Origin of the sequence: Pseudoalteromonas sp. S2721, from assembly GCF_005887425.1 — a bacterium.
GTDB classification, from domain to species: domain Bacteria; phylum Pseudomonadota; class Gammaproteobacteria; order Enterobacterales; family Alteromonadaceae; genus Pseudoalteromonas; species Pseudoalteromonas simplex.
Window position 1 is genome coordinate 40,532 of the sequence record NZ_PNCZ01000009.1, and the last position, 22,322, is coordinate 62,853.

The 22,322-nt window shown below is 41.3% G+C and carries 22 protein-coding genes; 13 read left to right on the forward strand and 9 right to left on the reverse strand.

What is annotated here, in order from left to right:
• The first annotated feature begins 3 nt into the window (after positions 1–3).
• From CWC02_RS03905 to CWC02_RS03955, 11 genes are all read left to right on the forward strand, one after another.
• Positions 4–1,245, forward strand: coding sequence for an NAD(P)/FAD-dependent oxidoreductase (locus CWC02_RS03905; protein ID WP_138616505.1), 1,242 nt, complete (start codon positions 4–6; stop codon positions 1,243–1,245).
• A complete protein-coding gene (locus tag CWC02_RS03910) occupies positions 1,233–1,784 on the forward strand; it encodes a DUF3261 domain-containing protein (RefSeq protein ID WP_138616507.1) in 552 nt (183 codons plus the stop codon). The genes CWC02_RS03905 and CWC02_RS03910 overlap by 13 nt, the downstream gene beginning before the upstream one ends.
• Positions 1,785–1,786: 2 nt before the next feature.
• Positions 1,787–2,950, forward strand: a complete 1,164-nt coding sequence (locus CWC02_RS03915) for a beta-ketoacyl-ACP synthase (RefSeq protein WP_138616509.1) — start codon at positions 1,787–1,789, stop codon at positions 2,948–2,950.
• Entirely contained in the window at positions 2,937–3,392 is a 456-nt protein-coding gene (locus CWC02_RS03920; RefSeq protein ID WP_062565713.1) for a hotdog family protein, read from the forward strand. The genes CWC02_RS03915 and CWC02_RS03920 overlap by 14 nt, the downstream gene beginning before the upstream one ends.
• Positions 3,389–4,114, forward strand: coding sequence for a 3-oxoacyl-ACP reductase FabG (gene fabG, locus CWC02_RS03925; protein WP_138616511.1), 726 nt, complete (start codon positions 3,389–3,391; stop codon positions 4,112–4,114). Before CWC02_RS03920 ends, fabG begins: the two co-directional genes overlap by 4 nt.
• Positions 4,114–5,340 carry a beta-ketoacyl-ACP synthase gene (locus CWC02_RS03930; protein WP_138616513.1) on the forward strand — a complete coding sequence of 409 codons (1,227 nt, stop codon included), beginning with the start codon at positions 4,114–4,116 and terminating at the stop codon, positions 5,338–5,340. Before fabG ends, CWC02_RS03930 begins: the two co-directional genes overlap by 1 nt.
• On the forward strand, positions 5,337–6,167 hold the full coding sequence (locus tag CWC02_RS03935) for a MipA/OmpV family protein (protein WP_138616515.1): 831 nt from the start codon (positions 5,337–5,339) through the stop codon (positions 6,165–6,167). The genes CWC02_RS03930 and CWC02_RS03935 overlap by 4 nt, the downstream gene beginning before the upstream one ends.
• The gene (locus CWC02_RS03940) at positions 6,168–6,599 is read left to right on the forward strand and encodes an excinuclease ABC subunit A (RefSeq protein WP_138616517.1); all 432 of its coding nucleotides are present in this window, start codon (positions 6,168–6,170) and stop codon (positions 6,597–6,599) included.
• Positions 6,600–6,666: 67 nt separating this feature from the next.
• Complete coding sequence (locus tag CWC02_RS03945) at positions 6,667–7,968, forward strand: DEAD/DEAH box helicase (RefSeq protein ID WP_138616519.1); 1,302 nt, start codon at positions 6,667–6,669, stop codon at positions 7,966–7,968.
• Positions 7,969–8,188: 220 nt separating this feature from the next.
• Complete coding sequence (locus CWC02_RS03950) at positions 8,189–10,435, forward strand: carbohydrate binding family 9 domain-containing protein (protein ID WP_138616521.1); 2,247 nt, start codon at positions 8,189–8,191, stop codon at positions 10,433–10,435.
• A gap of 25 nt (positions 10,436–10,460) precedes the next feature.
• Complete coding sequence (locus CWC02_RS03955) at positions 10,461–10,967, forward strand: Sbal_3080 family lipoprotein (RefSeq protein WP_138599449.1); 507 nt, start codon at positions 10,461–10,463, stop codon at positions 10,965–10,967.
• Between the two features lie 18 nt (positions 10,968–10,985).
• On the opposite strand, the gene CWC02_RS03960 is transcribed toward CWC02_RS03955, so the two are convergent.
• The 6 genes from CWC02_RS03960 to CWC02_RS03985 form a co-directional block, all read right to left on the reverse strand.
• Positions 10,986–11,504, reverse strand: coding sequence for a protein tyrosine phosphatase family protein (locus CWC02_RS03960; protein ID WP_138599450.1), 519 nt, complete (start codon positions 11,502–11,504; stop codon positions 10,986–10,988).
• A 19-nt stretch (positions 11,505–11,523) separates the two neighbouring features.
• A complete protein-coding gene (locus CWC02_RS03965) occupies positions 11,524–13,260 on the reverse strand; it encodes an amidohydrolase (protein WP_138616523.1) in 1,737 nt (578 codons plus the stop codon).
• A gap of 72 nt (positions 13,261–13,332) precedes the next feature.
• Entirely contained in the window at positions 13,333–14,298 is a 966-nt protein-coding gene (locus tag CWC02_RS03970; protein ID WP_138616525.1) for a Solitary outer membrane autotransporter beta-barrel domain, read from the reverse strand.
• 118 nt (positions 14,299–14,416) lie between these two features.
• Complete coding sequence (locus tag CWC02_RS03975) at positions 14,417–16,012, reverse strand: AbgT family transporter (RefSeq protein WP_135926342.1); 1,596 nt, start codon at positions 16,010–16,012, stop codon at positions 14,417–14,419.
• 77 nt (positions 16,013–16,089) lie between these two features.
• Positions 16,090–16,389 (reverse strand): hypothetical protein, encoded by a 300-nt coding sequence (locus CWC02_RS03980; protein ID WP_138616527.1) that lies wholly within the window; start codon positions 16,387–16,389, stop codon positions 16,090–16,092.
• A gap of 7 nt (positions 16,390–16,396) precedes the next feature.
• Positions 16,397–16,657: a DUF3081 domain-containing protein gene (locus tag CWC02_RS03985; protein WP_138616529.1), complete on the reverse strand. Its 261-nt coding sequence runs from the start codon at positions 16,655–16,657 to the stop codon at positions 16,397–16,399.
• Between the two features lie 202 nt (positions 16,658–16,859).
• On the opposite strand from CWC02_RS03985, the gene CWC02_RS03990 reads away from it, so the two are divergent.
• Both CWC02_RS03990 and CWC02_RS03995 read left to right on the forward strand, forming a co-directional pair.
• Entirely contained in the window at positions 16,860–17,726 is an 867-nt protein-coding gene (locus CWC02_RS03990) for a TlpA family protein disulfide reductase (RefSeq protein ID WP_138616531.1), read from the forward strand.
• Positions 17,727–17,804: 78 nt separating this feature from the next.
• Positions 17,805–19,085, forward strand: coding sequence for a flavohemoglobin expression-modulating QEGLA motif protein (locus tag CWC02_RS03995; protein ID WP_138616533.1), 1,281 nt, complete (start codon positions 17,805–17,807; stop codon positions 19,083–19,085).
• A gap of 90 nt (positions 19,086–19,175) precedes the next feature.
• Here CWC02_RS03995 and CWC02_RS04000 read toward each other — a convergent pair whose 3' ends face one another.
• From CWC02_RS04000 to CWC02_RS04010, 3 genes are all read right to left on the reverse strand, one after another.
• Positions 19,176–20,393 (reverse strand): type III PLP-dependent enzyme, encoded by a 1,218-nt coding sequence (locus tag CWC02_RS04000; RefSeq protein WP_138616535.1) that lies wholly within the window; start codon positions 20,391–20,393, stop codon positions 19,176–19,178.
• A gap of 259 nt (positions 20,394–20,652) precedes the next feature.
• Positions 20,653–21,480, reverse strand: coding sequence for a hypothetical protein (locus CWC02_RS04005; RefSeq protein ID WP_138616537.1), 828 nt, complete (start codon positions 21,478–21,480; stop codon positions 20,653–20,655).
• A 17-nt stretch (positions 21,481–21,497) separates the two neighbouring features.
• Positions 21,498–22,301, reverse strand: coding sequence for a DUF1338 domain-containing protein (locus tag CWC02_RS04010; protein WP_138616539.1), 804 nt, complete (start codon positions 22,299–22,301; stop codon positions 21,498–21,500).
• Positions 22,302–22,322: the final 21 nt, after the last annotated feature.

Sequence of the window (22,322 nt, forward strand, 5' to 3'; positions counted from 1 at the left end):
TAGGTGAATAATCAAGTTCAACAGGCTGATGTTGTTATTATTGGTGCGGGTCCTTCAGGTGCCGTGGCTGCCAGTTTACTGGTGAAAAAAGGTTGGCATGTGGTGGTGTTAGAGCAGCAAACCTTTCCGCGTTTTTCGATTGGTGAAAGTTTATTACCCCAGTGCATGAGCTTTTTAGCAGAAGCAGGCCTTGAGCAAGCGGTGCAAACACAGGCACTATCGCTTGGTTTTCAGTTTAAAAATGGTGCGGCGTTTCAGCGTCGTGGCAACCACACAACAATCGATTTTACCGAGAAATTTAGCGAAGGCCCTGGCACGACTTTTCAGGTAAAACGCGCTGACTTTGATAAATGCTTAGCCGATGCTGCTATGCAGCAGGGGGCTGAAATACGTTACCAACATAGCGTGTTAGCGTTCAGCAATTGTGAGGATGGCGCTTTACTTGATGTTACGGATGAAAACCAGCAAGGCTATCAAATTAAAGGGCGTTTTGTGCTTGATGCCAGTGGTTTTGGCAGAGTATTACCTCGCTTACTTGATTTAGAGTCAGCATCAAATTTCCCTGTACGTTGGGCTTTTTTCAGCCATTTTAAAGATAATATTAGCGATCCCCTGTTTGACCGCGAAAAAATCTTAATTAATGTTCATCCAGAGCATAAAGATATTTGGTATTGGCTGATCCCATTTAGTGATGGTACGGCAAGCATTGGTGTGGTCGGTAAACCAGAGCAACTTAATGATAAACAACCACTCGCTGGTTTAAATGAATTTATTGAACAAGATAGCTATTTAAGTGAGTTATTAGCCAATCGTGAAGCACTTGGTGAAGCGCGCGCTATCAAAGGCTATTCGGCTAATGTGTCGAGCTTGTATGGTGAGCATTTTGCACTACTTGGTAATGCTGGTGAGTTTTTAGATCCGGTGTTTTCATCTGGGGTGACGATTGCATTAAAATCAGCTTCATTGGTTGCTCCTTTAGTTGATAGCTACTTACGTGGTGAGCAAGTTGATTTCAAAAACGATTACAGTGAACCTTTGCAACAAGGGGTTAATTGCTTTAGAGCCTACGTCAGTGCCTGGTATGATGGCTCATTTCAGGACGTGATTTTTTACAGTGAGCAAAACCAACAAGTGCGCGAGATGATCAGTGCTATTCTTGCTGGTTATGCATGGGATTTACGAAACCCATTTGTAAAACAAAGCAACAAACGCTTAAATACGTTGGTTGAATTATGTCGCGATTAACACGCTCTTTGCTTTTAACCTTGAGCATATTAGTGGCAAGTTGTGCCAGTGAATTTGCAGTAAAAAAGGGTGTTGATTTAGCGCCAAATGCAGGGATTTATTTGCTTGATCCACCGCCATCATTAGTTGCCGATAATTGGCAGCAAGTACTTGAAGTACACCATGGCGATGAGCAGCATACATTACTAGCGCAGCTGAGTTTAAACAGTGAAACGGGTATTAACTTGGCTGTTATGACGGCTCAAGGTATGCCGATATTTCAGTTAGAAAAAGCGCCACTAGGGCCGATTAAAAGCGAAAAAATGCTCCCTATCAACGCGGTTGATCCTCGCTATATTCTTGCTGATATCATGCTTGTACACTGGCCAGTTACTGTGCTTAACTCGCAGCTTTATGATTTGAACTTGGTTGAACAAGGCTCAACGCGACGCTTATATCAAGGTGAACAGTTAATTAGTGAAATTCGCTATTTAGACGGTGCAACAGAACTTGTAAACTTTCAGCGAGATTACAAAATTAAATTTCAAAGGGTTAATTGATTATGCCATTTTGGCTTAACGACTTAGGTATTGTTAGTGCATTGGGGGTTGGTCATCAACAAACAATGCAAAGTATCAGCTTGCAACCTAAACAAACACTCACAGAGGTGACGTCGCTTGCATTTGAGCAGCGCCCAACGTTTGTGGGTTTGGTTAATGAACTGCCATTAACCGCATCAATGCGGTTTTATCAGCTAATCGATTTAGCGCTGGCGCAAATTACTGACACATTGACAGGCATAAACATTCCGAGTAGCCGTATTGCTGTGGTTATTGGTACCAGTACTGCTGCAATTCAAGAAGGTGAAAGAGGCCGAATTGCCCATGCAGCGAAGGGAAAGTGGCCAGAGGAATTTGATTATTACGACCAAGCGCTCGTCGCACCTGCCAATTATATTGCCAAAAAACTCGCTGCGAAGGGGCCAAGTTACAGCATTTCAACTGCGTGTAGTTCAAGTGCCAAGGCGCTTATTAGTGCGCGTGCCTTACTCAGTGCTGATTTAGCCGATGTGGTAATTTGTGGTGGGGTAGATAGCTTGTGTCAACTCACTATTAATGGCTTTGATTCGTTATCTTCGATCAGCGATGAAATCTGTAAGCCGTTTAGTGGCGACAGAGCTGGTATCAATATTGGTGAAGCCGCAGCATTATTTATTATGAGTAAAGAGCAGCACACAAAACAAAGTATTGCCTTTTTAGGTGGTGGTGAAAGCTCTGATGCTCACCATATTTCAGCACCGATTGCAGACGGTTCTGGTGCAATCGCAGCTATGACAATGGCATTGCAAGACGCGAATTTAACACCTTCAGATATTGACTACATTAATGCCCATGGAACAGCTACACCGCAAAATGATGCGATGGAATCTCTGGCAATCAGTGAGGTATTTGGAAAAAATACTAAAGTGAGCTCTTCTAAACATTTGACCGGCCATACTCTAGGTGCTGCAGGTGCCTTAGAAGCGGGCTTATGTTGGCTCTATTTGGCCTACCCGGAATTTAATCAATTAGTATGTAATCAGGTGATAAAAGACGACTCTTTGGCTGAAATTGGTTTAATAACACAGCCAGAAAAGGCAGTAATTAACACCTGTTTATCAAATTCGTTTGCCTTTGGTGGCAATAATGTCAGTGTAGTACTAGGACATCTAAATGAATCACTATAAAATTGAGCAAGTCGTACCTCATAGCGAACCAATGATATTGCTCAATCGCCTATCTAATTACAGCGAAGAGTCAGGTTGCTGTGAAGTGGATATTAGTTCACACAGCCCGTTTTATGACGAGAGCTTAAATGGGGTTGCCAGTTATATTGGCTGTGAATATATGGCGCAAACTATCGCAGCGTATGCTGGTGCGCTGGCAAAAGACAAAGGAAATGAAGTACAAATTGGTTTTTTAATTGGCACGCGTAAATATAAAACCTATGCACCGGTATTTAAAAACGAGCAAACGCTTAAAGTCTCGGTGACAAAATTATATCAAGAAGAATCAGGGTTAAGTGTATTTGAGTGTCAAATACACAGCGATGAAACATGCTTAGCAGAAGCAAAAATCAATGTGTTTCAACCACAAGACCCCATGCAGTTTATAAGAGAAAATCAATGACAAAACGTATTTTAGTCACCGGCTCAAGCCGTGGTATTGGCAAAGCAATCGCACTTAGATTAGCTAACGATGGCTTTGATATTGCTGTTCATTGTCGCAGTGGTGTGGCTGAAGCAGAGCAAACCTGTGAAGAAATTAGTGCGCTTGGTCGTCATGCAAGCCTATTGCAATTTGATGTTTGCGATAGAGAGCGTGCGAAACAACAAATTGAAGCTGATATTGCCGAGCACGGAGCGTATTATGGGGTGATCTGTAATGCCGGTATCACAAATGATATGGCGTTCCCTGCGATGCAAGGTGATGATTGGGATAAAGTGATCCGCACGGGCCTTGACGGTTTTTACAATGTGGTTCATCCAACGGTGATGCCAATGGTGCAAGGTCGTAAAGGTGGCCGGATTGTCACTATGGCATCAGTGTCAGGGATTGCTGGTAATCGCGGGCAAGTTAACTACAGTGCTGCTAAAGCGGGCATTATTGGTGCAACTAAAGCGCTTTCGCTTGAGCTTGCAAAACGTAAGATCACCGTTAACTGCGTAGCTCCTGGGTTAATCGAAACCGAAATGACAGACGATTTACCGGTTGATGAAATGCTAAAAATGATCCCATTAAAACGTATGGGGTCTGTTAGTGAAGTCGCGGGTACTGTGTCGTTTTTATGTTCAGAAGACGCTGCGTATATCACCCGCCAAGTTATTTCTGTGAATGGCGGTATGGTGTAATGAAGCGTGTTGTTGTTACAGGCATGTCTGCCATCACTGCATTAGGTGATACCTGGGACGAATTTAAAACCGCTTTGCTAAAAGGCGAAAATGCCGTTCAGTACATGACTGACTGGGATGTGGCGCCAGAACTAAACACTCGACTAGCGGCACCTGTTACTCATTTTACTAAACCAAGTCATTATAAGCGTAAACAAGTTCGCTCAATGGGGCGTGTTGCTATGATGTCGACCCGTACTACAGAGCTTGCTTTAGAAGAAGCTGGGCTATTAGAGCATCCAAGCCTAACCGATGGCTCTACAGGGATTGCTTTTGGCTCGTCAACGGGGTCAACACCACCATTATTGGCTTTTGCAAAAATGATGGAAACCGGCGAAATGACGGGCGTAACGGCCACCAGTTACATCCAGATGATGGCACATACGGCGCCTGTGAATGTGGGTGTCTTTTTTGGTTTAAAAGGTCGCGTGATCACCACCAGCTCTGCGTGTACATCAGGCTCGCAAGGTATTGGTTATGCTTACGAAGCGATTAAGTATGGCCGCCAAAAAGCCATGGTGGCTGGTGGCGCAGAAGAGTTATGCATTACAGAAGCTGCGGTATTTGACACCTTATACGCGACCAGCACAAAAAATGATGCTGCGAAAAGCACGCCTCGACCATTTGATCAAAATCGTGATGGTCTGGTTATTGGAGAAGGTGCAGGCACACTCATTTTAGAAGAGTATGAGCATGCCCTTGCCCGTGGAGCGACCATTTATGCGGAGCTAGTTGGTTTTGGTTGTAACTCAGATGGTCAGCATGTGACGCAACCTACCGCAGAAACTATGCAAGTGGCTATCGAAATGGCACTTAATGATGCACAGCTTACTGCGGATCAAATTGGCTATGTGAATGCTCATGGTACGTCAACAGATCGAGGTGATATTGCGGAGTCTCTAGCGACTTTCAATGCCCTTGGCAAGAAACCTATTAGTTCATTAAAAAGCTATTTAGGTCATACCTTAGGTGCGTGTGGCGCCATTGAAGCATGGGCGAGTATTAATATGATGAATGATGGTTGGTTTGCACCTACTATTAATTTAACAGATGTCGATGCTGAGTGTGCTGACCTAGATTATATCAAGGGCAATGGCCGTGAAATGCGAACAGATTACATTATGAGTAATAACTTTGCGTTTGGTGGTATCAATACCTCGTTAATTTTTAAAAAGTGGCAAGCATGATCAAGCGCTGCATCATAAGTATTTTATTTATTCTAACTTTTAATGCTTATGCTGCAGAAGATAGTGGAGAAAAGGGCACTGCAAAAATGGAGTTCGGTGCAGGCCTTTTTTATGCAGATATCCCGCATTATTTAGGTTCAGATGAAAGTGAGCAATACCTATTGCCTGTGCCTTATTTTCGTTATCAAAGTGACACAATGGCCATAGACCGTAATAGTTTCACTGGCTTTTTGTGGCAGCAAGAAAATCTCCATTTAGATTTATCTGCCAACGTAGGTCTTGCAGTTGATAGTGAAGACAACAAAGCCCGAGAAGGTATGGATGATCTAGATTGGGTGTTTGAATTAGGGCCTTCACTTAATTACTACCTAATAGGTGAACCAAACGCTAAACAGCATTTGTATTTAAGCTTGTTTGCGCGCAAAGCCATTGCGACAGATTTCTCTGGTATTGATGATATTGGCTGGCGTTATGGGCCAAGTGTGTATTATCGAGTGCCGATCATCGAAAAAGCGGATTCACAATTTTCATTAGCGTTTCGTGGCAATATCAACTTTGCTAGCGATAAATACCTTGATTACTACTATGGAGTGAGTGACTTACATAGCAATGAAACTCGCCAAGCATACTCAAGTCGTTCAGGTTTTTCTGGCGCTGATGTATCAATTGGGGTACATTTTGACACACCAAAGTATTGGTTAGGTGGTTTTGTTAAATATCATCACCTTACTAACAGTCAACAAGATGCAAGCCCACTCGTGAAGCAAGATTATAATGTTTCGGTTGGTTTTGGTGTTGCATGGAAATTTTATAGAAGGAATTTTTAAATGAAGTTATTGACCCTTGCATGTGTTTTAGCGGCTTGTTTATTTTCAACAAACAGTTTTGCACGTGATGATTTACAAACGCTACCTGTACAAGCATTACTTGAAACCACCAAAGCGAAACAAGCATTGTTAGATATTCCGCTGTATTTTGCTGATCAAAGTCATAACACGATTAAAACAACTTATGGTGAAGTGATCACCAACAAGAAAACCAATGCATTTAATAAAACTGACCGAGAAGCGTGTGAGTGGGTAATGCTAAGTGCTTTAAAAGCATTACAAGAGCGTGCTGTCCGTGAAGGCATGAATGCAGTTGTAAATATTCAATCGTATTACAAGAAGCGTGAGTTTGTTAGCCAAACAGAATATCAATGTGGTGCGGGTACGTTTATCGCTGGTGTGGCATTAAAAGGCACTTTAGTTAAGTTATAACTAACTAAAGTCATTTTTTTTCTGTATAATTTGCGACCCTTGATATGATGGCCGCAGGTTATACAGCATGAATTTTAAATCATTTAGTTTTTCTTCTGAGCTTTTACAGGCATTAGAAGAGCTTAATTTCGAAACGCTTACTCCCGTTCAACGTAGTGCAATTCCTGCAGTAAGAAAAGGCAAAGACGTACTTGTCAGTGCGCAAACCGGCACGGGTAAAACCGCTGCATTTGCTTTACCACTTATCCAAAAATTATCAGAATCAGCTGTTAGCGAAAATAATGCACCAAGTGCACTAGTGCTTGCACCTACTCGCGAGTTAGCTGAGCAAATCGCTAATAACTTTAAAGCGTTTGCAAAATACACCGAATTAAAAACAGTGTGCTTGTTTGGTGGTATTAATCTAGCGGGTCAAGCTAACGATTTGAAAGCAGGTGTCGATATTGTTGTTGCAACGCCAGGGCGCTTACTTGATCATATTCGTTTAGGTAACATCAGCTTAGCTAATGTTAAGCATTTAGTGCTTGATGAAGCTGACCGTATGCTAGACATGGGCTTTATCAGCGATATGCAAACGGTTATTAATGGCTGTGATGAAGCGCGTCAAATCTTGTTGTTCTCGGCCACTTTCCCTGCGGCAATTAAACAATTTGCGAGTAAAGTACTAAAGCAGTCTGAAATCATTCGTGTCGATCAAACAAACAGTACCGCAGAAACAGTGCAACACGTTGTGTATCCTGTAGAAGAGCGCCGTAAGCAAGAGCTTTTATCTGAATTGATAGGAAAGAAAAACTGGCAGCAAGTACTTGTTTTCGTAAACATGAAAGAAACTGCCGATGAGCTTGTAAAGGAGCTTAACCTTGACGGTATTCCAGCTGTTGTTTGTCATGGTGATAAAACCCAAGGTAACCGCCGCCGCGCTTTACGCGAGTTTAAAGAAGGTAAAGTTCGCGTGCTGGTCGCAACCGAAGTGGCTGCCCGTGGTATTGATATTGAAGGGTTACCACGTGTGATTAACATCGACTTACCTTGGCTTGCAGAAGACTACGTGCATCGTATCGGCCGTACAGGTCGTGCTGGTAAGCCGGGCCAAGCTATTTCGTTTGTGAGCCGTGAGGAAGAAAACACTTTATTCGATATCGAAAAGCTAATTGGACAGCGCATCAAGCGTGTTGTTTTACCAGGTTATGAAGTAAGCAGCCGTGAAGTACTGATTGATAAAATAGGTAAAAAGCCGTCGCATTTACGCCGTAGCCGTACAAATAAGGCTTCAGGTCAGGCAACGGGGGAAGCGCGTGCGAAGAATCGTTCACGTATCGCAAATGTTCGCAAATCTTTGAAAGGCAATAAATTAAGCCTTAAAAAGTAATGAATTTCGATAACAAACGATAAGAGCTTCTATAAAAAAGCCCCATTGCTGTTTGGCAATGGGGTTTTTTTGGCTCTGCTAATCGTACAAATGGAGTATTTTGTTAATTTTTATACAGTTAAATGCAAAATTAGATTAACAAATGTACCTTGATGAATTACAATCGCTTTGAAATCAGTCAAGTAGCGTTTCTAACGCGTTAGTGTCTAAATGGATGTTTATGCAGTACATAAAAAGAATAATAAATAAAATAATCGCCCCTACTTTTTTACTCAGTGTTGCTAGTGTGCCTTTTTCTGCTAATGCATTTGATAAAGCTGAGTTCTCCCTTGCCCATATTAAAGAGTCTATTAGCGTTGATGGTGTGATGGATGAGTCACACTGGCAATACGCCACTAAAGTGCCATTAAAATATCAGAACGAACCAACCGAAAAAGGCACACCGCTCGTGCAAACCGATGCTTACATGTACGAAGATGGCAAGTACTTGTATGTGGGTTTTATTGCAAAAGATAATGATCCTTCGCAAATTCGTGCCGCTCTTCGAGATCGCGACACACTTTGGCAAGACGACAATGTTGCCTTGATGATTGATACTTTTAATGATGAACGAACTGGCTATGAGTTTTATGTAAACCCATTGGGTGCGCAAGGCGATATGCGCATGACAGATATTGATGATTGGGTGGAAGACCCATCATGGGATGCTATTTGGGATAGCGCAGGGCAAATAACAGAGGACGGCTATGTTGTTGAAATGCGTATTCCATTCACTGCACTTCGCTTTCCAAAAGACCAGGCCGAATTAACGTGGAGTTTTGCAGTATGGCGAAATTACCCGCGTGATGTGTATTATCAAATGTCGAACGTTGGTTTTGACCGAGATGTAAAATGTAGCTTTTGTCAGTTTGATAAACTCACAGGTTTTGCCAACATGACAGAAAGCCAAAATATTCAGCTTACTCCCACTTTAACGGCGCTTCGTCATGATAGCAAAGACACAGTGCCGGGTGATTGGCAAAATGGCGATATAGATACTGAAGCGGGCTTGGACTTACGTTGGGGGGTGACGCAAGATGCGGTTATTAATGCCACCATTAATCCTGACTTTTCGCAGGTCGAGGCAGACTCACTCGAACTTGACGTAAATACTACTTACTCAATTTATTATGCTGAAAAGCGTCCATTCTTTTTAGATGGTGCGTCTTATTTTAATACCAGCCAACTAGAGCTTTTATATACGCGAATGATTGCTGAACCTGATGTAGGTTTAAAATTAACTGGTAAAACCGGCGCGCACAGCTATGGTTTTATGTACGCTGATGATCAGAATACCAGTGTTTTACTTCCGACAAATCAAGGGTCGGGCTTTGCTAATCTGGCAGATAAAACGCAAGCAGTAGCGGGGCGTTATCAGTTTGATATTGGCCAAAAAGGCACAATTGGTGTGATGAGTACTCATCGTGAAAATGATGATTACCATAATACCGTGTTATCGATTGATGGTAGTTATTGGTTTAACCAATCAGATAGTTTGCAGTATCAAGTTGCAAGCACAGATACCACTAATTCAGAATTTTTAGTTGATTATTATGGCGTTGATAAGAATCAATCCGATCAAGCTTATGCTATTGAATTTACTAGAACTAAGCGTGATTACGAAGTCTATGCTAATTACGAAAATATAGGTAAAGAATACCGCTCTGATTTAGGCTACCAAGCTAAAGTTGATTACGAACAAGTACAATTAGGTGGTGGGCAAACTTGGTATCGTGATGCTGATGATGCAATCACAGAGTACAGCTACAATGTAGAGTGGGATAAAACGTGGGCACAAAATGGCGACTTACTCGAAGAAGAATACGATGGCTTTATTACTTTTAAAGGTAAGATGCAGTCGCAAACAGAAATTGGCTTTATTCATCGTAATGAGTTTTATGCCGGCGAGTTCTTTAATCAAAATATAGGCTATATCTACGGTGGTTTTAGACCTATTCGTGATGTGCGATTCTTATTGTATGCTCAATATGGCAGCAAAATTGATTACAGTAATGCAGCTTTAGGTACCATGGTTCGTATTGAACCTGAGATGACATGGGATATTAACGATCATTGGCAGGTTCAACTAGAGCACAGTTACAGCTATCTAGATAACGAACAAAATGATCGTGTTTATACTGCAAATTTAACTGATTTACGTGTTTATTATAAATTTAATATGCGCTCAATGCTAAAACTCGTTTTGCAGTTTGAAGACGTCGATCGAAACAACGAAGCTTATCGATTTGATGTCAGTCAAACTAACCGCGATTATGGCAGTCAGCTGGTGTATTCATACAAAATTAACTCTCAGACGCTGTTTTACTTAGGTTATTCAGACAAAGGATATCAAGACGACTCTTTGAAAAGTCTTGAGCGTGACGAGCGTACCTTCTTCACTAAACTAAGCTATGCATGGCAGCTCTAAGTAATTATAAAAAAGGAAAATCATAATGAAATATTTAAAAATGTCAGCTGTTGCTGCTGCGGTAACTATCCTTGCTGGATGTGCGGCGAAACAGGATGTAAGTCGTTTTGAAGCGGAAAAACCAAAAACTGTGTGTATTGCAGAGCATCAAGCAGTTAAAGAAGGTGTTGTAACATCATTGCAAACAGGTTTTGCAAAACATAACGTGCAAACACGCGTGATACCGGCTAACTATGTTATGAAACACCAAGCGTATCAAACAGACATCTCAACTGCTAACACAGACGGTTGTGATGCAATTGCATTTTATGTTGCGAACTGGCATTGGGATTTAGCTCTTTATATGGCCTATGCCAATATCTGGGTCACTAATGTTGACCAATCTAAAACAATTGCGCAAGCAAGCTATCGAACGGGTGGTGGTTTGGATAAATTTATTGATGCAAACGATAAAATTATCGAATTAGTGGATTCAATGTTCCAGCAAGTTGAAGCCAAGAAACAACAAGAGAGTCAGAAAAAAGCAATATAAACTAATATGTTGGTCAGCTTATGGCTGACCAACCTCTTCGTTAACTTTGCTTCTTACCACCCCTTCAAGGCTTTTTAAGCCCCATTGTTTACCAATCTCAACAGCTTCATCAATTGGCTTTTTCAAGGTTACCGCATTGTATAGCGCAACGAGAGCACCGACACGGTTGCTGCTCGCGCAGTGAAGTAAGGTAGTTTGCTGTTGCTGTTTATTGAGTAAGGCCTGAAGTTTCGTAGCGTTTTCAATGGTAATATCAGCTTTAGATTGCACAGGAATATGGTAATAGTTCATACCAAGCTCAGTGACTAACTCTTGCTCAGACCAATTCGTTTCGTTATCACCACGAAGGTTTATGACGTTCTGAACACCAAGTTGTTTTAACTTGGCAAAATCCGTTTGACTTGGCTGCCCAGAAGTTAGCACATTCTCAGACTGCGCCTTAAGATTTAAAATATCCAGTTTTGTAGTAACGGTTTGTGCTGCAAATGCAGAAAAAGACAGCAGCGCAGCACAGGCTAATTGTATGAACTTATTCATGTTACTCCTTAAAGTGTGTTTAATTTTTGCTGTAGACGGTTTCACCACGACTAATGGTTTCTAACACTTGTAAGTTATGTAGCTCTACAGGCTTTATCTTTAGCGGATTCTTATCAAGAATTATCAAGTCTGCTTGCATCCCTTGTTTTAATTGCCCTTTTGAACTTTCTTCAAAATGTTGATACGCAGGCCATGTGGTCATTGCTTGTAGTGCAGTATACACAGAAACACGTTGCTCTGGCCCTAATACTTGATCTGTACGGGTTGTGCGGTTAACAGTTGCATCTAATACACGTAGTGCATCAGGTAGGGCGACTGGTGCATCATGATGGGTGCTAAACATTAATCCTTGTTTGCGAACAGCTTGAGTGGGTGAAATAAAATCGGCACGGGGGTGACCTAGCACTGAATTTACATGCCAGTCGCCCCAATAAAACGTATGCATTGGGAAGAGCGATGGAAATATGCCTAATTCTTTAAGACGATTTACCTGATCTTGACGAATTGTTTGACCATGAATGAGTACTGGGCGGCGATCTTTTTTGCCGAGCTTGTTATTGGCACTTTCAACGGCATTTAAAAACTGCTCAATGGCGGCATCACCATTTGCATGCGTCATTACCTGCCAGTCATTGGCAAAGGCCGTTTCAATATACTGATAAGCTTGCTCATCATTAAAAGTAGGGTAGCCTGCATAACCTTGCTCTTGGCCTTCGGGGGCTTTTAAGTATGGCTGAGATAACCAAGCGGTTTTCCCTTGTGGTGAGCCATCAAAGTTCAGCTTTACACCCCCAATGCGAAAATGATTTGTGTAGGTGTTACTGTTATAGGCTGAGTCCATAAATCCGCTGCTGGTGGCCATATCGGCATAGGCAACTATATCAATCACGAATTTATCTGCCTTTGATGCTCTTACCATCGAGTCATAAGCTTCTTGGGTCGCACGTCCTTCTTGGGCCGTTGTGTAGCCGTATTTTGTATAGAGCTTTTGCCCTTCTTGCAGCATTAAATCTTGTAAATCAGGATCAACAGATTTCATCAGTTTAAACAGTAATCCAAAGTGCGCGTTTTCTTCGAGCACCCCATTGGGCTCTTGTGAGTTTGTCATGCGACGAATTATCCCGCCGTCAGGATTTTCTGTGTTTTCATCGATGCCAGCCATGGCTAACGCTTTAGTGTTTGCCACACTTAAGTGCCCTGAGGTATGAATGATAATAACCGGCTTTTCGGTGCTAACGCGGTCTAAGTCCATTTTTGTAGGATATCTATCAAGCTCAGCATCATCGTACCCAAATCCTAAGATAGCGCCGGTTTTTTCAATAAAAGTGGTGTAATCAGGGTTATTCTGTGCAGCTGTGAGAATATTAACGATTTGCTCAACGCTGTTAGCATCACCATCTGGACTAGGTAATACATTGGCTACCATGGCTTGCAAGCCTACCGCGTACACATGACTGTGGCCATCTACAAAGCCAGGCATTAGGGTCTTGCCTTGTAAATCAATCAGCTTCGTTTTACCAAACTTATGCTCAAGGGCTTTAGTTTTATCACCCACAAAGATAATTTTGTCGCCTTGCGTTGCGATTGCTTGCGCATACTCTGGTTCATCGCCAGTCATTGTAAGAATATCACCACCATAATAAATGGTATCTGCTGCACTCACTTGCAGTGGAAGCGTTTTAGCTGTTTGTTCAGAGGTTTTATCGCAAGCCGTTAAGGCAAGCAATGAACATGCAATTGCGAGGTGATGTTTCATATAATCTTCCTTGAATTCTAAGTATGTCTAATAATATAGTCTGTTTGCTCAGTTTGTGTTTTTATATTGGACTTAAATTTCATTAAAGTACAAGACAATAGCAGCGCCATCTAGGCTACTGCCATTGTGAATGTTGATACCAATACCAAAGTTATCGAACCATGACGTCCATTTTCTGCTATCCCATAAAAAGCCAATACCGTATTCATAAAAGTGATCGGTCCCAAATGCTACCCGACTATCGCCGCCTAAATCGATACGTTGGCCTTTGATGTAAAAAGCTTGCTCAAAAACCCCGATTTTGAACATGTTAAATTTAGCTTTAATACCATTGAGTGTGCGCCATGTTTCAGGCGCCGCATTATTTATTCCATCAGGGTGAGAGAGTGCCCAGCCATAGTAATAATTAAAGTTAAGTTTGTACTCGTAATAGCCCCAATGCCTAGGTAAGCGATAGATCATGGTCGCATTAGGGTTTAACACCAGTGCATTACTATTGAGGTTGGTGTAAAGATTTTCAGCTAAAGGCTTAAAATTACGTCTAGACTCGGGAGAGTTGTACTCATAATCATTGTTGTAATGTAAGTAGTGAGTATTAAAACCAAATTGATATGACCATTTAGAGCCAAGTGCTTTTTCGGCATTAAAACCGATCATCCCGTTATACACTGTTTCTGAAATATAGTCGTCAGCCACATTATCAAAAAGCGAAATGAAATCTGATTGATTTAAATAGCTTACTTTGCTCGTCAGGCTTAGTTTGTGTTGATAAACAGGCTCATCAAGCTGCCAAGTGTAAGGAATACTGTAGAGTTTGAGTTCTTTTCTAAGCGCAATACTGTCTTCATCTTTGTTGGCATGTTGCGAGTCAAACAGTGTTTGTGGATCAAAATCACCAAAACCCAAGGTAATACTATCACCATCGGTTAAAACCAACGACGTGGCAAAGGCCGATTCGAGCTGCTTAGTCGGGTTGGCACATAAATTAAATACACTTAAAGTGTGCAGTAGAAGCCACAGCTTAAATAGTTTTCTCATAAAAAATAACAATAAAAATTAATGTCTTAATAATAGTCGCAAAGTTAGCTTTCAACAATCTCAGGTACAAAAAAGCCAAGCTTCAAAGCTTGGCTTTTTTACACCTTTAAGAAGCGCTTTAAGGCTGATAGTAAATCGGTGATTCAGGGCCAACTGGGAAACCCAGAACAAATACCCATAAGTAGAATAACGCGACCCAACCAACAAAGAAGATCATGCTGTAAGGAAGCATGGTCGCAACCAATGTACCAATCCCCATGTCTTTCTTATACTTAGTCGCAACAGCCAGTATCAAACCAAAGTAACTCATCATCGGGGTGATAAGGTTAGTAACCGAGTCACCAATTCGGTACGCCGCTTGAATAGTCTCTGGCGCATAGCCGATTAGCATTAACATTGGTACGAAGATGGGGGCCGTTACAGCCCATTGTGCAGATGAAGAACCTAAGCTTAAGTTTACTAATGCACACATTAAAATGAATAGCACGAATACTTCAGGGCCAGTTAGGTTTAATGCTTGTAAAAGAGCAGCACCGTTAATGGCTAAAATTGTGCCTAGGTTGGTCCATTTAAAGAAGGCAACAAACTGTGCTGCAAAGAAAACCAGCACAATGTACATACCCATCGAGCTCATACTTTTACTCATGGCATCGATGACATCTTTATCGTTTTTCATGGTGCCAACAACGCGGCCGTAAACAAAACCCGGAATACCAAAAGTCACAAAGATAAATACCACAATGCCTTTTAAAAATGGTGAATGTGCCACAAGGCCTGTTTCTGGATTACGTAAAATGCCGTCTTCAGGAACAATTGTCCAAGCAAGTAATAGTGACACCACTAACAGTGACACACCCGCCCATTTTAGTCCTGACTTTTCTTTATCGGTTAAACCGGCAATATCATTTTTAGGCAAATCGTTGCTTGCTTCATCAGGGTTGTACTTACCAAGGCGCGGCTCAACGATTTTCTCGGTAACAAACGTACCTAAAATGGCAATTAAAAATACCGAAATCATCATGAAATACCAGTTTGCTTCAGCGCCAACTTGATAATTTGGATCAATCATTTGTGCTGCTGGCGTGGTGATACCAGCAAGTAGCGGGTCAATGGTACCGAGTAATAAATTGGCACTGTAACCACCAGAAACACCGGCAAATGCCGCAGCAAGACCGGCAAGAGGGTGACGACCAAGGCTGTGAAAGATCATGGCTGCTAATGGAATAAGTACGACGTAACCAAGCTCAGACGCCGTATTTGATAAAATCGCAGCAAACACCACCATAAAAGTAACTAAACGCTTAGATGCGCCCATTACCATGCCGCGCATAGCAGCAGAGAGTAAACCTGAGTGTTCTGCAACACTTACACCTAATAAAGCGACTAATACCGTACCAAGTGGTGCAAAGCTGGTGAAGTTCGTAACAAGGCCAGTAACGATACGCTGCAGGCCTTCGGCACTAAGTAGGCTGACAACTTCAATAACACCATCAGGGTCTCGACCAGCAGCGCCTTCAGGGCGTGGGTCGATAGCGCTTAAACCATACCAATCGGCAATGCCGCTAAAAACGATAATAGCAACGCAGAACATTGCAAATAAAGTGATTGGGTGGGGGAGCATATTACCCAAAAATTCAACGGTGGCTAAAAATCGGTTAAACAACCCATTATTGCCACCTTCATGGGTGTTGTGAGAGTTTATAGTTTTTGACATGTCCAGTTCTCGTTATTTCAAAATGGCGCTAACCTAGCATTTTTTACCGGACAGATCATGTTTTAGCGGTGGGAGAACTAATAGGTACGTTCCAAAATGCCCTTGTACAGCAAGGGATAGCGGCGCAAACGTTTGCCAATGTAATCATCGGCTAGAATTTGCGCACAGATTTGCTCTACATCGTTACTTGCTTCAAATACCCAATCAAAACGCTCAATAGCAAGCAAAAAGCCACGCTTGAGGAACTGTTGTTCACGATAGTAACTAAGGTTTTCGCGAATGATATCTAACTTAGCTGGGTTAGATTTTAGCTCATTAATAACTTGGTTAATAAACGCTTGCTGTTGCTTTGACTCAGCTTTTACCCGTCGTTTCATTACTTCTTTACAGTTCCTGTTCTGCGATATAAAGCACTTTCTTTAAAAAGTCCTCTTTGTTCTTTTCATGTTGATAGTCAAGGTGATAAGTATTGTGAAAACCAAAGCGCAGTAACACGCCACTGCCTTTTAGATAGACCGTATAACCATCGATATCCGAAAAAGCGCAAATACCCTCATAAAGCTTTCCATCTTCATGATCTTCACCGTGTTGAATGATTTTTTCATACGCTGAGAGGATCAATTTACCGTCTAGCTCATTTTTCATAATGACTCCTTTTTTGTGTAATACGTTTCAAACCTATAAAGAGTTTAGTGTTATTTTATGTAGGTATTAATTGTGTTGTTATATTTTTAAAGCCCTACTTTGTTATAAATCAGTAAAATCATATTGAGTAAGAAGATGTCGAAAATTTACAATATTTTCTCTTACCCTAAACTTAAGATAGATTTTATTTGAGGGACGCACAATGAAATATAAGTTTATACCCCTGATACTACTAGTAGGCTTGTTGCTTGTAAGCCAAAGCATATCAGCAAATACAGCACCATTGGTGTTAAAAAATGAAGCAGGAAAAATAGTCAACCTTGACAGTTACTTAGGCAAAAAACCAGTTTACTTAAAGTTTTGGGCTACTTGGTGCAAGCCATGTATGGAGCAAATGCCACATTTTCAGCATGCTTATGAGCAGTATGGCGATAAAATTCAATTTGTGGCTATTAATATTGATCTCAATGATGATGCAGACGCTGTTGCTAAGGTTAAAGAGCGTTTTTCACTTACTATGCCAATTTTTACTGATCACACAGGGCAAGTTGCTAAACATTATGAATTTATGGGCACCCCTTTTCATGTATTGATTGATAGTGATAAAAAGGTGATTTTTCAAGGCCACGAAGCTGATAAACCGCTTGATAACACATTACGTTTGTTATCACACAATGGCAAAGTTGATGAAGCGCGCTTATTAAACGAAAAGCAAGGCCAAGCCACTCCTTTGGTTATTCCGAAACAAGGCAAAAAAGCCGTGCTATTCACCGCAACATGGTGCGACTGGTACTTAGCCGACACTCGCCCTGCAATGGCAAAGCAGTGTGTATTAGCGCAGCAACATGCTAATAAACTTGCAGAGCAAGGAGTTGATGTCGAGGTTAAAGTGAGTCAGTTATGGACTGACCAAAGCGCAGTGCAAGAGTATGTTGATAAATTCTCTGCAACCATGCCAGTTTCAATCGATTATGGTAATGATTTATTTATTGAAAATGGCATTAATTCGGTACCCAGTTTACTTCTCTACAACGACGGAAAATTAGTCTCTAAAAAAGCTAAATTTTAATTAAAACAGCGTAATTTTGCTTTGAAATTATGCAAATTTAGCCTATGCTCAAGGCTCATTACACAGTGAGCCTAGAGCATGATAGATAAGGCATTATTAGCAAAAACCCGCGAGTTATCTGACCGATTAATCGCATTGCAAACACCCATTCGTATTCTTGATGCGATCAACTGGGATAAACAAATCAAAGAAGAGTTTTTTAAGAATAAGTGCCAAAAGAACCCAACGGTTGATCAAGCCTATTACCAACAGCGTGATCTTGGTTTTGTACCAAGCGAGTTGCGCCGCGCGTTTTCTGATTTAAATCGCGATATCATCAGCCAGTTAGGGCAATTAAACCCAATTGCGCAATATATGAGCAAAATGTGTACTGAATATAAAACCGTACTTAGTATGATTGAATATCGTGGTACTCCTGAATTTCATGATTTGTCTGTTGAGTTGTTTGGTCATCCAAAAGATTTATTCCATGCTGGAGAGCCTTCACTTTCTGAACTTGCAACCATGCTTGAGCAGCCGCTAAAAAGCATGCTTGATGCTGATATCTTGCCTGATGATCCAAAAAACATTGATGCAGAAGATGCAGTAAAAATTTTAGCATCACAAGTAGCTCAAACGATGCCGGGCATCGACGTTGAGGTTATTCTGAGTGATGGTATTGTGAGTGATGCTGCGGCAGGTGCAAATAATATTAAACTTAATCAAGATGTTAAATTCTCTCAAAGAGAGCTAGATATTCTTGAGGTGCATGAAGGCTGGATCCATGTTGGGACCACGCAAAATGGTCTTGCACAGCCATATTTAACTTGCTTAAGTAAAGGCACTCCGAGCTCTACGGTCACCCAAGAAGGTCTTGCTGTCTTGACCGAAATTATTACCTTAAAGTCAACGCCACGACGTTTAGCAAAATTAGTGAACCGTATTCAAGGTATTACTAAAGTCATTGATGGCGCAGAATTTGTTGATATTTATCGTGATTATGTAGCGCAAGGGTTGAGTAAAGACGAAAGCTATACACTTACTCAACGCGTGTTTAGAGGCAGCACAGCAACAGGCTTACCTTTTACCAAAGATATCGCCTACATCAAAGGTTTCGTGTTGGTGTATAACCTTATTCGGGTTGCCATTCAATTAGGCCGAATTGATCAATTGCACTTATTATTAGTCGGTAAAATCTCAATTGATGATTTCAGGCTGATATCGCAATTACATGATTTAGGTGTGATTGAAGACCCTAAATTTATACCACCACACTTTAAAGACTTACGAGGCCTAGCAACGTGGCTAAGCTTTGGCCGTTTTATTGGTAACTTGTCGTTTGAACAATTAGAAAACGATTATAAACCACTCTTTCTTTAAACAAAGAAATAAAAAAATGCAGCTGGAATGAGCAGCTGCATTTTAAGAGTTAAAGCATGTTGCCTTACATGCTTTAAGTCGAGGAAACGATTAACCGGTGAGTGCGTCAACCTGCACTACATCATTCAGTACGATAACTTCTGCACGTTTGAAGAAGTTAAAATCTGTTGCAGTTGCTAATGTGTAAGCACCCATCATACGGCTGATGATTAAATCGCCATTGTTTAATTTTGGTAGCATGATTGATTCACTTACTACGTCGATGCTATCGCAAGTCGGGCCTGCTAACACGGACTCAACACGTTCGTTTGATTGTTTGAACGAGTCGATAGGGTATGAGGCTTCATCAAACAATAAACCACTGAATGATCCGTAAATACCATCATCTAAATAGTACCAAGGCTTACCATCACGCACTGCTTGACCCATGACCGATGCAACACTGGTAACCGCACTGGCTACAATAAAGCGACCTGGTTCAGCAATTACGCGAACTGTCTCTGGTAACTGTGCTAAGGCATCATTGATCGGCGCACAAAATTCCTCAATTGGCAGCACGTCTTTGTGGTAAGGCACAGGGAAGCCACCGCCAATATCAAGTGTACTAAGCGCAGGTAATCCTAATGCGGCTACGTCGTTAATCACTTGATTACATGCAGCAATGGCAGTGACATATTTAGCTGGGCTTGCTGTTTGCGAGCCAACATGGAACGACAACCCTTTAATACGAATACCTAATTGTTGCGCGTAGCTAATGATTTCAATAGCCATTGCTGGGCTACAACCAAATTTTTTCGATAAATCAGCGAATGCTTCCGCATTACGAAAACTTAAGCGAACAAGTAACTCAACCTGGTCTTTGTATGCAATGAACTTTTCTAATTCGTTGATGTTATCAACCACAAACACATTACAACCGTATTCAAGTGCATCACGAATATCACGATCACGTTTGATTGGGTGCGTGTGAATAGTACGATCACTTGGTACGCCTTGGCTAGCGACTAAGTCAACTTCACCGCTGGTTGCTAAATCAAAGCTGGAGCCTTCTTCTAAAAGCGTACGAACAACCGCAGGATGAGGAAGTGGCTTTAATGCAAAGTGTAATACAACGCCAGGCAAAGCACGGCTTAATGCACGGTATTGATGACGAATAGATTCACAATCAAGCACCATTAATGGCGCGCCATGTTGCTCAACGAGCTGCTCAATAAATTGGTTTGAAGGTTGTGCTACTGGTTCGTTTGCAGCAACCGACGCTGCAGGTACTTTGATTGTTAAGTCTTGTGTAAGTGTTGAAATAGCCATTTTACTCTCCGGCAATTAAGCAACTGCTCGGAAAAAATGGAAGTCCGAGTCAGTTGAGTGTTATTAAGCGCACAGTTTGTTCTGTGCAATCAAATACACTCTTGGATAGTTGCTCTATCGCCTTGCTACAAACAGGGTTTGTAATGTACTCGGATTGGCTATCATCAAGAAGCGGCGAGATAATAGATCTGCGTTTTTATTTGCGCAAGTGTTTTTTGATAATATTTTGAGTTATTTTTATGCAAAAGTTAGAGGCTGCTTAGTCGTTTTGAAAGAGTATTCCATATTCGTTTGTGTAAATTTTAAGCATTGCTTCTGCGTCGCTAGGATCGTTCATTTGCTGGTGGAGTTCTTTGATATAAGCAGCCATTTCTACCTTTTGCATATAATCATTTATAAGCGACATAGCTCGATAACTTTCTGTGTTTTTACTACATGTAAAAAAGCCATTTATAAATTCTGGGTATTCAGCAATACGTCTTGATGTGAGTTGGTTTAATTCATGAGCTGGAATGTGTACATCAAGTGTTTGTTTGTATGCAACGATGTAATCAATACGTTTGCTGAAAAGTAGGCGGCTTAATTGCAAAAAAGCATTTTCACCGTAAATCGTTGCGACATTGAATTTTTTATCAGCGAAAATGCTATCAAGTTCGCGGTAACTAGTTGAGCCAACAATCCCAAAGCTAGCTTTGCTTTTTAGTAGCTCTGTAACAGAAACAGGCTCCGAACCTGACTTTAAGGTACTTTTAAGGGCGTATAAACGACGCTGTACATGCATGTACGTGGGTATCGTCGAAAATATCATAGCTTTCGATCGATTTTGGGTTTTGATGGCATTGTAAGTGCAACTAGCTTCGTTACCAGATAAGCGTTTTAATAACCGAGCATGATTTGTTATTTCGACATCTATATCGAATTCATCTGCAAGGGCTGGTTTGATTACAGCATTTAGGTGACGGTTGACACTATTTTTGTCAAATTCATTAGCAAAATATGCATGAGACAGAATTGTTAGCTTAGGCTTTTCTGTTGCCGTAGCAGTGTTTAGAGTAAATAAAATTACGATAAACCCAATTAGCCTCATACATAAACTCTTTTTAGTTATCGAGCATTGGTGCTCTCAAATATTTTGTCAGCTGATGCTGCAACAAAGCCAGTGTATAGCTCACCATCTGGTTTTGCGTAGCGCAAAGCAAACTCATAAAAACAACTTGGTACGGCAACAACACCATCGCTAAATTCAACTTCGCTGTCATCAGCAAGGGTTGAAGATTGCTCGAGTAATACCTCTGGTGAACCTTTGATTTCGCCGCCAGATGTATTTAGCGCAAAACCCGCATCTTTAAGTGCTTGGTTTACACTTTCGATATCATCGAATTTAGCCAACTCATTGATGCTCACCGTAAAGTGATTAGCACGGTAACCCCATGCTGACATCCATGCTGCATATTCACTTTCTGCGAGCAGTTTTTTGTAAGTGTCTGAACTTACTTGCCAGTGCGTACCAGAATACAGGAAATTATCGGCTGTAACAGCGTTTTCGTCAATCTGTGCAACCATGTCGTTGACAATCGTTTGCAGCTCTTCTGAACATTGCTCAACAAGTAATTCAGAAATGAAAACTTTAGGTTGCTTAGGATCTGAGTGTTCGAAGTGCTTTGCGTATAGTTTTTTCGCTTCGAAATGGTACTCGCCGCATTCTTTGTAGCCAACTGCTAAAAAGTGCGCAGCTAGTTTTTCTAACCCGATTTTTTCATGGTTAAAAGTACGTAAAGCAATGTGATCGTTAATCACGTCATCTTTTTGGGTTGAGCCAAGTAACTCATGTACTTTTACCGCCGATGGCGTAACTGATAAATAGTTGTCCCATAGGTTTTCAAATAGGGCGTTTACATCTGTGTGCATGTTTAATTCCTTCAATTAAGG